This is a genomic window from Thermoanaerobacterium xylanolyticum LX-11 (assembly GCF_000189775.2).
Classification (GTDB): domain Bacteria; phylum Bacillota; class Thermoanaerobacteria; order Thermoanaerobacterales; family Thermoanaerobacteraceae; genus Thermoanaerobacterium; species Thermoanaerobacterium thermosulfurigenes.
Genome location: NC_015555.1, coordinates 887454 through 900142 on the forward strand (window position 1 = coordinate 887454; position 12689 = coordinate 900142).

Sequence of the window (12689 nt, forward strand, 5' to 3'; positions counted from 1 at the left end):
ATCCGGAATTAACCGGATTTTTTTGTATTAAAAAAAGGATTTTTCAGAAATACATAGAATACTATATATGGTAATATTTTACTTAATGGAGGTATTCTATGTATGATTAAAAGGATTTTTCTTTTAACTTTGACGTTGCTAATTGCATTTAGCTTAAATGCTTTTTCATTTGGTTTTTCCGGCGATATTCAAAATCAAGATTATTTAAAATCGTTAAAAGATAAGATGCCATTTATAAGTGATATGTCGGTAGATCAAATCAGAAAAAATAGCGATGGATTTATCCAAATAAACATGAAAAGCGAAGGCGATACCTACAAAACCTTTGATGCTGTATTAGACAATAATGGAAACATCAAAAGCGTAGATTATTACGTTGATCAAATGAAATATTTATTTGGTAAAAGTGGTGAATCGAAAATAAGCAGAGATGAGGCTATAATCATAGGCAAAAAACTTTTGGAAAATGTTTTTGGAGAAAAATTTGATTATGTATCTGAGATCAATGATTCAATGTATATTGATAATGCTTTGGAAAGACCAATAATTTATAAATTTCGTTACAAGAATTTAGTTGATGATATACCGGTTTACAATATAGATGCTTATGTTTACATTGACTCTGAAAGTGGCGATATATTGAAATTAAAGGGGCAGCGCGTAGATGAACTATCTTTTGATAAAAATATAAAGATGATTGACAATGTTGGCGCGTTAAATGTGTTTAACAGCAAGTTTAATCCCATTCTTGTGTATTTGAAAAACAACAACGATAATTTTCCTAAATATCGGCTGTACTATGCTTTAAGCATAGATTATAATCTCGTTGGTATAGACGCAGTAAATGGTGATTTGGTAGATTTTAATGGTAATATGCTATATGATGATGTTTTAAAGATTAAGTGTGATGCCAATGATTTTAAAAAATCGTATAGCATAGTAGCTAACGATGAGGCATTGAAAATAGCAATGAATGAATTGAATAACTTTCACATAAAAGATATTAAAGTATTAGACAGCAAGACAATTGAAAGGTATTTTCTCACTGAAAGAGAAACATATACATTTAATATGAATCATACTGATAAAAGCCTAATAGCCAATGCAAATATAGCAGTCGACAAAGAGACAGGAAATATAATAAGCGAGAACGTAGATATTTCTGATGATGATGGGTTATTTGATACGTATGGCAATTTGGACAGAATAATCGGTTTTACAAAGGAAATTTTAAGAGGAAAAGATTGCAATTTGGATCTTTTAAAGAAACCTGCCATAGAAGATGATGATTATACATACGTATTTTATCGAGTTTACAATGGTGCAATAGTTTTGGATAATTATGTGAGAATTAAAACAGATAAAAACGGCAAAATAATAAATGTCTCATTAAATTGGGATGAGGCTGATAAATCATCAAAAGCAGATATTTTGAATGAAAGTATTGCAAAAAATATATTAGTTGGTGAAAAACCATCTCTTTATTATTTGTACACAAGTAAATATGAGCTTATGCCAATATATCGTTTGTCTACAATGAATTCAATAGTGGATGCATTAACTGGTCAAAAGGTATCTGTAAATGAATTTGAAAAAGGCTATTAGGAGATGATACTATGGATGAAAAATTAAAGATAGAGGCGGCTAAAGAGTTGGGGCTATTAGATAAGGTACATAAGGTAGGATGGTCGAATTTGACAGCACAAGAAACAGGGAAGATTGGAGCCATTGTGAAAAAGAAAAAATATAAATCGGTCATGTAAAATTTTTGTTGTGGTGGTATACTTGTATTTGAGGTGAGACAAATGGGGCAAGAGGATGTATATGAAAAAGTTGCAAGGTTGATAGAGAATTCTAAAAAGACTGTTGTACTGACGGGTGCTGGAATATCTACAGAAAGCGGCATTCCTGATTTCAGAAGTCCAGGAACTGGACTTTGGGAAAAGATGGACCCTATGGAAGCACTGTCAACAAGAGTTTTATACAATGACCCTAAAAAGTTTTACAACAATGGTTTTAAAATTTTACTGTCCATGAAAGATGCAAAGCCAAACAAATCACACTATATATTGGCGCAACTGGAGCAAGATGGGTTTATATCCAGTGTAATTACTCAAAACATAGATAATTTGCACCAAAAAGCAGGATCGAAGAAAGTATACGAAGTACACGGCCAGACGAGGACAGGAAGTTGCACAAATTGTGGCACAGTGGTACCAATTGATTTATTGGAGGTCAAAGTGTCTAAAGGGGAAATCCCGCCTAAATGCGACAAATGCAATGGGATTTTAAGGCCAGATGTTGTGATGTTTGGAGATCAGATGCCTGAAGATTTTGAAAAGGCATGGCTTGAGGCCGAAGACAGCGATTTGATGATAGTCATTGGTTCATCGCTTACCGTATCACCTGTAAACTTTCTTCCGAGACTATCAAAGCATCTTGTCATAATAAATAAGTCAGAGACACCTGAAGATAGAAGGGCAGATGCAATTATAAGAGAATCGGCAGGCGAAGCTTTAAGCAAAATCGTAAGATATTTAAAGGCGGCACAACAAGGCTAAAATTCATTTGACAATGTATATGTTTCAGTGCTATTATAAAGAAGTAAATTATTTATCACGTTTGGAGGAAGATATAATGGTAAGAGGTAAAGTAAAATGGTTCAATGCTGAGAAAGGTTATGGCTTCATAGAGAGAGAAGGAGGCTCAGACGTATTCGTTCATTACTCAGCAATTGAACAGGATGGTTTTAAGACATTAGAAGAAGGTCAGGAAGTTGAGTTTGATATAGTGGAGGCTGAAAAAGGGCCACAAGCCGCTAACGTTAAAAAAGTTTCCTAATGGATAAAATCAACCCTAACAGCAATGTTAGGGTTTTGAAATATTTATCTATGCATATTTAGACGAGATGCGAAAAAAATTAAAAAAGGATATTGACGAATTAGAGTTTTTTATGTATACTAATACTTGTCACGGAAATTGGTCGTATAGCTCAGCTGGGAGAGCACCTGCCTTACAAGCAGGGGGTCATAGGTTCGAGCCCTATTGCGACCACTGTCATGGCCCAATAGCTCAGTTGGTTAGAGCGCCAGCCTGTCACGCTGGAGGTCGAGGGTTCGAGCCCCTTTTGGGTCGCCATAAAATTTAAAAAGCCTCGATAGCTCAGTCGGTAGAGCAAGGGACTGAAAATCCCTGTGTCAGTGGTTCGATTCCACTTCGAGGCACCATCAAGTTAAGCGGACATAGCTCAGTTGGTAGAGCATCACCTTGCCAAGGTGAGGGTCGCGAGTTCGAGTCTCGTTGTCCGCTCCAAAATTTGGCGGCATAGCCAAGTGGTAAGGCAGAGGTCTGCAAAACCTTTATCTCCAGTTCGAATCTGGATGCCGCCTCCATATAAAATCAAGCGATATCAAGCCTTTCATGGCTTTTATTTTTTTGGATTTTGCTTTAAAAGTATATTTTGCTAACATAAAAAATAAACTACTTTTTCGATTTATCTTCACGTTTTTATGAAAAATAGATCACTTATATTAGTATATACAAATCTGAGAATTTATAAAATATTTAGTATTATGCAAATATTAGTTTTTAATGAAATTAAATTATCTAAAATATTCATGAATTATTTATTGCATTTAAACAGGATTTCGATGAAATACGTCGAATATAATACATATAAAACAATAATAATCTTGTATAAATAAATCAAGATATTTTTGCATCGATTCATTTTTAATAGTTGATATAGTTTTTGTGTTTTAATACATTAAAATATTTTAATAAAAATCAAAATATTTTCTGACATTCGAACGCATTTATACTTTCTGCGTTATGATGTAAAGCTTTATTTATAGAATCAATAGAAAAGGCGATATTTTAAAAAGTATCTAAAAAATTATTGAAATTTTCTATTATAAATTATTCAAACGATACCATAACAGAATTTTATGCTGCAAATACAAAACAATAATTTCAGGTATTTATACAGAAAATTGCATAAATTAAAATTAATAATTCAATTTGAAATAGTATTGCAATTACCTGTTAAAGGTATTATAATTTAGTTAGATTAAAAAATTTTAATAAATAAAATAAAAGTTTAATCAAATAGGAAGGAGTGCTATTATGAATGATGAATCAAAGAAAAAGCTGACACTGGTGCCTTTAATTTTAATGATCTTTACTTCTGTTTTTGGATTTAACAATATGCCAAGAGCTTTTTATCTTATGGGATACAGCGCAATACCGTGGTACATCATATCAGGTATAACATTTTTCTTGCCTTATGCGTTTATGATGGCGGAATTTGGAGCTGCATTTAAAGAAGAAAGTGGCGGAATATATACGTGGATGGAAAGATCGGTTGGTCCTAAATACGCCTTTGTAGGTACTTTTATGTGGTATGCTTCATATGTTGTATGGATGGTCAGCATTTGTTCAACGATTTTTATAAATATCTCTAATATAATTTTTGGCACAGACAAAACCTCATCTCTCAGATTGTTTGGACTAAATTCGACTCAAGTTATTGGATTATTAGGTATATTGCTTATTATACTAATTACCTATGTAGCGAGTAAAGGTTTAATAATTATAAAAACAGTAGAATTATTAGTTAACAAAAGGACCTAAAGGGATAGAAAATCTCCCGTTTATTTAAGAAAAATACAAAGATTTATAAAATATGTCAATATATTAAAAATAAATGTGAAAATGAAAAGGAGATTTTAATATGAATAAACGTTTAATAAAATTACAAGATTTGCTGAGCCAATACGATTTTGATGGTTATTACATATCAAAACCGGCAAATGTATCTTACATAACCGGTTTTACAGGAGATGATAGTATTGCTATTGTTACAAAAGATAAAGCTTTTTTCATTACAGATTCAAGATATACTGAACAGGCAAAAATTGAGACAGATGGCTTTTCAATAATAGACAATAATCGTGATATGTTTAAAGCGGTAAGCGAATGTATCAATTTGTCTGGAATAAAAAAATTAGGTTTCGAAAGTGGTTATATGACTTATGAAACCTATTCAATGCTAAAAGAAACTTGCAAAATTCAGCTAGAACCACTGAATAACATAATAGAGTCATTTCGTTCTATAAAAGATGAAAAAGAAATTGAAAATATTAAACAAGCTCAAAGGATAGCTGAGAAAGCATTTGAACATATCTTGAGCATTATAAAAGTAGGAATGAAAGAAAAAGATATCGCTGCTGAAATAGAATACTACATGAGAAAAGAGGGTGCAGAAGGTACATCTTTTGATACTATTGTTGCATCAGGATTTAGATCTGCATTACCACATGGCAAAGCATCTGAAAAAACAATAGAAAATGGCGAGTTTGTTACATTTGATTTTGGATGTAAATATAATGGATATTGTTCAGATATGACTAGAACAGTAGTCATAGGTAAAGCTACAGAAGAACAAAAAAAGATATATAATATTGTGTTAAATGCGCAAAGAAATGCCATAGAAAATTTAAAAGCAAATATAAAAGAAAATGAAGGAGATTATCTAGCACGAAGTATCATAGAAAATGAAGGATATGGTGAATATTTCGGACATTCATTAGGTCATGGTGTTGGACTTGAAATACACGAAGCACCATTTATGGCTAAAAATAAGAATGGTATTTTAAAAGTCAATATGGTAGTAACGGTTGAGCCAGGAATATATATACCAAATTTTGGAGGAGTTAGGATTGAAGATATGGTAGTAATAAAAGAAAATAATGTTTTAGATCTTACAAATTCACCAAAAGATTTAATGGAGATTTGATGTTGAGGCTAAAATAGTGAGTTTGAATGACGGATTAATCTAATCAAAGAGGTAAGGTGAAAAGTTTGAGCAAAAAAGTTGCAATTGTATTTACAGGTGGAACTATTGCTATGGCGATGAATAAAGATAAAAATTCTTTTGTTCCAGCATTAACAGGTTATGAAATTATGAAATTGTTTAATAATCATTTTGATGATGTTGAAATAGAAATAGTTGATTTTGGGAATTATCCAAGTCCACATATTACAATTGACTTATTAAAAAAATTAAAAAGTGTAATTCTGAGTCTATTAAATAGAAGTGACATATGTGGAGTTGTAGTGACACATGGCACTGACACTTTAGAAGAATCTGCGTATTTCTTGGATTTAACGTTGGATTTTTCTAAACCAGTTATTTTGACTGGTTCAATGAGAAATGTTTCTGAAGATGAGTATGATGGGATAAATAACATAAAGGCATCAATTAGAGTTGCGATTAATGAAAAATCTATTGGCAAAGGCGTATTAGTTGTGTTTAATAATAAGATATTTGCTGCCAGTGAAGTTGTCAAGATTAGTACCAGCAGCTTGGATGCTTTTTGCAGTCCGATGTTAGGTCCTATTGGCTTTGTGGATACCGATAAAGTCATATTTTACAGAAACATAATACCGCAGAAGAAAATTTTAACTGATGCAGTAGAAGAGAAAGTTAGCCTTTTAAAGACTGTAATTGGGATGGATGACAAATTAATAAAGTTTTGCGTTGACTCTGGAGATAAAGGAATAGTTATTGAAGGTACAGGAAGAGGTAATGTAACGCCTACTATGGTAGAAGGAATCAAATATGCATTAGCCAATAATGTTATTGTTGTTATAGTTTCTCGGTGTCTTACTGGTCGTGTGCTTGACACTTATGGATATAAGGGTGGAGGTAAAGAGTTAGTATCAATAGGAGCTATTTTGGGTGAAAATCTCAATGGGCTTAAAGCAAGAATAAAGTTGATGTTGAGCTTAGGATATTCAAATAATTATGAAGAAATTAAAAGAATGTTTCAATCTGCATATTAAGAGCATTGCAATGTTAGTATACCTTTATGATGCTTGAGAGGAGAATTGTTTATGCTTGATATAGATGATGTTTTGGAAAATTCTAGCAATATTCTCTATAATATGCCTGTTTCAGACTTGATAGAGGAAGCTATAAAAAATAATGAAGGAAAATTATTAGAAAATGGTGCATTTGACGTTTATACAGGGAAATACACTGGAAGATCACCAAGAGATAAATACATTGTAGATGAAGAGTCTATTCATAATGATATTTGGTGGACAAATAATAAATCTATGGAAAAAGAAAATTTTATAAAAATTTATAACAAAGTCGTTAATTATATAAAAAATAAAAAGCTATATGTTTTTAGAGGCTTTGTTGGTGCAGATCCACAATATAAATATCAACTTACAGTTGTTAATGAATATGCTTATCAAAATGCTTTTGTACATCAATTATTTATTAATCCTAAAAGTGAAAATGAACTAAAAAAAGAATCTGATTTTACAGTTATTTGTGTTCCTAATTTTTTAGCTGACCCAATTGTTGATGGAACAAATTCTGAAGCATTTATCATTATAAGTTTTGAGGAAAAGATGATTTTAATTGGTGGAACAAAATATTCTGGAGAAATAAAAAAATCCGTTTTCACAATGATGAATTATATGATGTTGAAAAGAAATGTACTACCTATGCATTGTGCAGCAAATATAGGTCCAAATAATGATACAGCACTTTTTTTTGGATTGTCTGGAACTGGAAAGACAACTTTATCAACAGATCCAGAAAGGTATTTGATTGGTGACGATGAACATGGATGGTCTATGCGTGGAATTTTTAATTTTGAAGGTGGCTGCTATGCAAAATGTATAAATTTATCCCCATATAGTGAACCTGAAATATGGAATGCAATCAAGTTTGGAACAATTTTAGAAAATGTAGTTTATGATACGAATAATGTACCGGACTATACAAGCAGTAAAGTAACTGAAAATACAAGAGCTTCATATCCTCTTGAATATATTTCTAGAAGATCTAAAAATGGAATTGGAGGAAATCCTAAAATTATATTTTTCTTGACAGCCGATGCTTTTGGAGTATTACCTCCAATTGCCAAATTGACAAATGAACAAGCTGTTGACTATTTCTTATTGGGTTATACGAGCAAAATACCTGGAACAGAAAAGGGAATTTCCGAGCCTCAAGCGACATTCTCGCCATGTTTTGGGGCACCATTTTTGCCGTCATTTCCCAAGAAATATGCTGATTTATTGAAGGAAAAAATTGCAGAAAATAATACAACAGTTTACCTGATAAATACTGGATGGATAGGTGGGCCTTATGGGATTGGTAAAAGAATAGAACTAAAATATACAAGAGAAATAATTAAAAATGCATTAGATGGCAAATTAGAAAAGACAAATTTTGAAAAAGATGCGGTATTTGATTTATTAATACCAGAAAATTGTGATAATGTCCCTAACCAATTGCTAGATCCTTTAAAAACATGGAATGAAAGGAAAAATTATTTGGAAACTGCTAATAAATTATTATCTGTTTTTAAATCAAAATTAGATAATATTAAACACGATATTTAAGTTAGGGGAGATAAGAATATGATTTTATCTAAAAGTGCTATGGGAATAACACCTTCTGCAACACTTGAAATAACAGCAAAAGCAAATAAATTGAGATCGCAAGGAATAGACGTTATTAGTTTTGGAGCTGGAGAACCAGATTTTCCTACCCCTCAATTCATAAAAGATGCAGCAGTAGACGCATTAAATAAGAATTATACTAGATATACTGCATCGTCAGGTATTGGTGAACTAAAAGAGGCTATATGCAAAAAATTATTACTTGACAATGGGTTAAATTACACAGTAGATCAAATAGTTGTTTCTAGTGGCGCTAAGCATTCTATTTTCAATGCTATGCTTGCTATATTAAACCCTGGAGATGAAGTTATAATTCCATCACCATATTGGGTTAGTTATCCTGAAATGGTTAAGTTGATTAATTGCAAACCTGTCATTGTGAAAACAAAGCAAGAGAATAACTTTAAAATTTCCGCTGATGAATTTATAAGATCAATTACAAAAAGAACAAAATTATTGATTTTAAATAGCCCTAATAATCCTACAGGAGCAATTTATTCAAGAGAAGAATTATCAGAAATTGCAAGAATAGCGGTTGAAAATAACATATTTATAATTTCTGATGAAATATATGAAAAATTAATATATGAAGGGAAACACGTAAGTATTGCATCTATAGATGAAAAAATTAAAGATTTAACAATAGTGATAAATGGCATGTCAAAAGCATATTCAATGACAGGGTGGAGAATTGGCTATAGTGCATCAAGCTTAAAAATAGCTAAGGTAATTAGCAATATACAGAGTCATACTACTTCTAATCCAAATACAATAGCACAATATGCTAGTATTGCTGCCTTAAAAGAAGGTCATGATTTTACAGACGAAATGAAAAAAGAATTTGATAAAAGAAGAAATTTAATTCTGTCATTGCTAGATAATATTAGAGGGCTTAAATACATAATACCAAAAGGTGCTTTCTATGTATATGTCAACATAGATTATTATATTGGTAAATCTTATAAAAATGTTATTATAAATGATTCAATTGATATGGCTAAATATTTAGTAGATGAAGCTAATGTGGCAATAATACCTGGACAACCTTTTGGAAATGACAATTATATTAGATTATCCTACGCAACTTCAGTTAAAAATATCAAAATTGGTCTTGAAAGAATAAAAAGTGCTTTAGAAAAGCTAGTTTAAAACTATAAATTCTATAAAAAAGGAGTGGTAAATTTTGCATAGCAAAAAAAGAATTGGTTTATGGTCATTAGTAATGCTAACTTTTGTACCAACATTTGGATTTAATAACATTACGACAAATGCTGTTGCATTAGGACCAGCTGCAATTCCATCTTGGCTTATTGTCTCTCTATTATATTTTTTACCATTATCGATTATGATTGCAGAGTTAGCATCTGCAAATCAAGATAAAGAAGGTGGTATTTATACTTGGATAAATAGTTCTTTAGGTCCTAATTGGGCATTTATAGGTACATGGTCTTATTTTGTAGCAAACCTTTTTTATCTTCAAATGGTTTTTGCAAGAATACCTGTTATGGTATCTTGGGCTTTATTTGGTGAAAACAGATTTACAAATCCAGCTATCCTTGTTTATTTAAGTTTAATTTTAGTAGTTGTCTTAACATATATAGCTACATTAGGTGTAAAAACGTTCTCGAAAATTAGCGACATTGGAGGAAAATTAACATTAGCAACAACTGTCATATTTATAGTATTTGCTATCGTTGGAGTAATAATTGGTAAAAATCCATCTGCAACTACATTTACTGCCAAGACCGTTATTCCTAAATTTAATGCATCATATTTTTCAACATTCTCATGGTTATTATTGGCTGTTGCAGGCGCAGAAGTAGCTGGTACTTATATTAAAGATGTGGATAATCCGAGGAAAACTTTTCCTAAAGGTGTTATTATAGCTACTATATTTATAGCTCTAGCGTACATTATTGGTTCACTTGCAGTTTGCTTTGTTGCATCACCGGAGGTACTTGAAAAGGCAGGACTAAAGGATGCAGGATATATTGTATATAAAATTCTTGCACATAACTGGGGACTAGGAAGTGGTAAAGTTGCTGTTCAAATATATGCACTTATCTATACAATAACTTCTATTGCAGCATATATTGTTTGGATGGAATCACCACTTAGAGCTATGTTTTCAGAAGTTCCAGAGGGTACATTCCCAAAATTTATAACTAAAAAGCGTGAAGATGGAACTATGGTTAATGCATTATGGATTCAGTGTGCAGTTCTTATTGTGCTTATCGCAGTCCCTCTTGTAGGACTAAAGGGAATAAATGATTTCTTTGTATTGCTTACTAACTTATCATCACTTTCATTGGTTATTCCTTACATTGTACTTGGGGCTGCATATCTGGTTTTCAGAATGAGAGGAAATCACGCTCCATTTGAAATGCTTAAGTCGAAATCAATAGTTATTATAGCTTCTGGAATAGTTCTTATTCTTGGTATATTTGCATTTTTCGGCGCTGGTTGGGGAGATTTTGTCGATTCTAAAAGCTTCAGTGAAGCAATAATACCTATATTAAAGGACTATGGTGGACCTGTTTTATTAATAATATTAGGATTTATAATAACGCGTATTACATCAGCAATTACTCCCACAAAAATTAACAAAAATTAAGAAGGAATTTTTTAAAATATGTCGAATCTTAATAAAGTATTATAATAACTATAATTTCTTATAAGCTATTTCTATAAAATGAGAGGAGGATAAGGAATAACACTTAGATAATAGTTGTTCCAATTGATATGAAAAAAATTCCACAAATTATTGTACTCTTGATTTTGGTTTTTATATTTTCACATGTTTATGCTGATACATACTACAATGGTTTTTTGTATACATACCAAAATAATAGCTATATGATGGTGCCTGCCAGAGGTGTATTTCAGAGCATGGGGGCAGATGTAAAATGGGATGGTGATACTCAAACAGTTAAAATCATAAAAGACAGCCTTCAAATCGTGCTTAAGATTAACAGTACAAATGCAGTTGTCAATGGAGAAGGCAAAGATATGCCGGTGCCTGCTATAATAAAGAACGGATCAACCTTTTTGCCACTTCGGTTTTTGGCTGAATTGATTGGTGATAATCAAGTTAAATGGGATGATAGTACGCAAACTGCTGCTATTCCTTTTAATAATTCATATATTTATGTTAAAGCGGTTGATTATAGCTTAGATGCGACAAGTTTTACTAAGAAAGTTGATGGTGTTGTTGTGACGGCTGTAAGAATACCTCACAACTCGCCATATAAACCTGCGGTTATTTTGGCAAATAATCAGATAGGTACTACACAGAGCCTATATGACATGGCCAAATACTACAATGCAGATATTGCAATAAACGGTACATTTTTCAATGCTTATGGTGGAGATCCGGTACCGTGGAATACTATAATCAAAGATGGCAAAGTTGTGCATATAGTTAATGTAGGATCTGTCTTTGGCTTTACGGCTAATGGGCAGGTGAAGATGGATAAGCTGAGAATAAGTATTGTAGGTGGGACTAATGGTTCTTATAGCTGGCCAAATAATTGGTATGCTTATGGTTTCAATCACATACCTTCTATAAACTCGGTATATATATTTACATCTGAGTGGGGCAGTCACCTTGGCTTCAACTATGGAATAAATATTGTGGTAGAAAATGGCGTTGTTAAAGATATTGAAGAAAATCAAGATGTAAATATTCCTGCAGATGGATATGTCATAAATCTCAATGGCAGCGAGGAATACTTGGCTAAAGTATTCAATGTAGGCAAGACAGTTGACTATAAAATCAACTTTACAAATGATAGTGGAAATCCAGTTGACTGGTCTGATGTTGTTGAGGCTGTAGGAGCAGGTCCTACTCTTGTTAAAGATGGTGTGGTCAGTGCAGACCCTGTAGGAGAGGGTTTTACAGAGGATAAAATCGTAAGCTTATCATATGCGAGAAGTGCTATTGGAGTAACGGCACAAGGTGACATTCTTCTTGTGACTACACCAGAGATTACTGTGTATCAGTTGGCACAGATAATGAAAGATTTAGGTGCATACAATGCAATGAATCTTGATGGTGGTGCTTCTTCTGGGCTTTATTTTAAAGGTGGGTATTTAACAAAGCCAGGTAGGGATTTAAGTAATGCACTGATATTCTACAAATAAATGTGTGATATAATATATTTTAGTGACTGCATAAAAAAACACGATAATATAAGGATGAT

At 32.1% G+C, this 12689-nt stretch carries 11 protein-coding genes and 5 tRNA genes; all 16 read left to right on the plus strand.

All coding sequences use genetic code 11. The annotated features are described in order from the left end of the window. Positions 1–102 precede the first annotated feature (102 nt). Positions 103–1605 (plus strand): hypothetical protein, encoded by a 1503-nt coding sequence (locus THEXY_RS04360; protein WP_013787628.1) that lies wholly within the window; start codon positions 103–105, stop codon positions 1603–1605. Between the two features lie 11 nt (positions 1606–1616). Next, positions 1617–1763 carry an alpha/beta-type small acid-soluble spore protein gene (locus THEXY_RS04365; RefSeq protein WP_013787629.1) on the plus strand — a complete coding sequence of 49 codons (147 nt, stop codon included), beginning with the start codon at positions 1617–1619 and terminating at the stop codon, positions 1761–1763. A 42-nt stretch (positions 1764–1805) separates the two neighbouring features. Then, positions 1806–2561 carry an SIR2 family NAD-dependent protein deacylase gene (locus THEXY_RS04370; RefSeq protein WP_013787630.1) on the plus strand — a complete coding sequence of 252 codons (756 nt, stop codon included), beginning with the start codon at positions 1806–1808 and terminating at the stop codon, positions 2559–2561. A 76-nt stretch (positions 2562–2637) separates the two neighbouring features. Beyond that, the gene (locus tag THEXY_RS04375) at positions 2638–2841 is read left to right on the plus strand and encodes a cold-shock protein (protein WP_013298441.1); all 204 of its coding nucleotides are present in this window, start codon (positions 2638–2640) and stop codon (positions 2839–2841) included. Between the two features lie 140 nt (positions 2842–2981). Next, a tRNA-Val gene (locus THEXY_RS04380) sits at positions 2982–3054 on the plus strand. A 7-nt stretch (positions 3055–3061) separates the two neighbouring features. Next, positions 3062–3138, plus strand: a tRNA-Asp gene (locus THEXY_RS04385). A 13-nt stretch (positions 3139–3151) separates the two neighbouring features. Further along, positions 3152–3227, plus strand: a tRNA-Phe gene (locus THEXY_RS04390). Positions 3228–3236: 9 nt separating this feature from the next. Then, positions 3237–3312 (plus strand) — tRNA-Gly (locus tag THEXY_RS04395). A 6-nt stretch (positions 3313–3318) separates the two neighbouring features. Continuing rightward, a tRNA-Cys gene (locus THEXY_RS04400) sits at positions 3319–3392 on the plus strand. Between the two features lie 733 nt (positions 3393–4125). Next, positions 4126–4632: an amino acid permease gene (locus THEXY_RS04405; protein WP_013787631.1), complete on the plus strand. Its 507-nt coding sequence runs from the start codon at positions 4126–4128 to the stop codon at positions 4630–4632. Positions 4633–4732: 100 nt separating this feature from the next. Further along, positions 4733–5797 (plus strand): M24 family metallopeptidase, encoded by a 1065-nt coding sequence (locus tag THEXY_RS04410; RefSeq protein WP_013787632.1) that lies wholly within the window; start codon positions 4733–4735, stop codon positions 5795–5797. A gap of 56 nt (positions 5798–5853) precedes the next feature. After that, a complete protein-coding gene (locus tag THEXY_RS04415; protein ID WP_013787633.1) occupies positions 5854–6846 on the plus strand; it encodes an asparaginase in 993 nt (330 codons plus the stop codon). 51 nt (positions 6847–6897) lie between these two features. Then, a complete protein-coding gene (gene pckA / locus THEXY_RS04420) occupies positions 6898–8427 on the plus strand; it encodes a phosphoenolpyruvate carboxykinase (ATP) (RefSeq protein WP_013787634.1) in 1530 nt (509 codons plus the stop codon). 18 nt (positions 8428–8445) lie between these two features. Next, entirely contained in the window at positions 8446–9636 is a 1191-nt protein-coding gene (locus THEXY_RS04425; protein WP_013787635.1) for a pyridoxal phosphate-dependent aminotransferase, read from the plus strand. A 34-nt stretch (positions 9637–9670) separates the two neighbouring features. After that, positions 9671–11101 (plus strand): amino acid permease, encoded by a 1431-nt coding sequence (locus THEXY_RS04430; protein WP_013787636.1) that lies wholly within the window; start codon positions 9671–9673, stop codon positions 11099–11101. A gap of 128 nt (positions 11102–11229) precedes the next feature. After that, positions 11230–12630, plus strand: coding sequence for a phosphodiester glycosidase family protein (locus THEXY_RS04435; RefSeq protein WP_013787637.1), 1401 nt, complete (start codon positions 11230–11232; stop codon positions 12628–12630). The last annotated feature ends 59 nt before the right edge of the window (positions 12631–12689 follow it).

Bases quoted from the DNA above. Each gene is read 5' to 3' on its own strand.
- THEXY_RS04410 (WP_013787632.1), top strand. From the start codon at position 4,733: ATGAATAAACGTTTAATAAAATTACAAGATTTGCTGAGCCAATACGAT.
- THEXY_RS04365 (WP_013787629.1), top strand. From the start codon at position 1,617: ATGGATGAAAAATTAAAGATAGAGGCGGCTAAAGAGTTGGGGCTATTA.
- THEXY_RS04375 (WP_013298441.1), top strand. From the start codon at position 2,638: ATGGTAAGAGGTAAAGTAAAATGGTTCAATGCTGAGAAAGGTTATGGC.
- THEXY_RS04405 (WP_013787631.1), top strand. From the start codon at position 4,126: ATGAATGATGAATCAAAGAAAAAGCTGACACTGGTGCCTTTAATTTTA.
- THEXY_RS04370 (WP_013787630.1), top strand. From the start codon at position 1,806: ATGGGGCAAGAGGATGTATATGAAAAAGTTGCAAGGTTGATAGAGAAT.
- pckA (WP_013787634.1), top strand. From the start codon at position 6,898: ATGCTTGATATAGATGATGTTTTGGAAAATTCTAGCAATATTCTCTAT.
- THEXY_RS04360 (WP_013787628.1), top strand. From the start codon at position 103: ATGATTAAAAGGATTTTTCTTTTAACTTTGACGTTGCTAATTGCATTT.
- THEXY_RS04435 (WP_013787637.1), top strand. From the start codon at position 11,230: ATGAAAAAAATTCCACAAATTATTGTACTCTTGATTTTGGTTTTTATA.
- THEXY_RS04425 (WP_013787635.1), top strand. From the start codon at position 8,446: ATGATTTTATCTAAAAGTGCTATGGGAATAACACCTTCTGCAACACTT.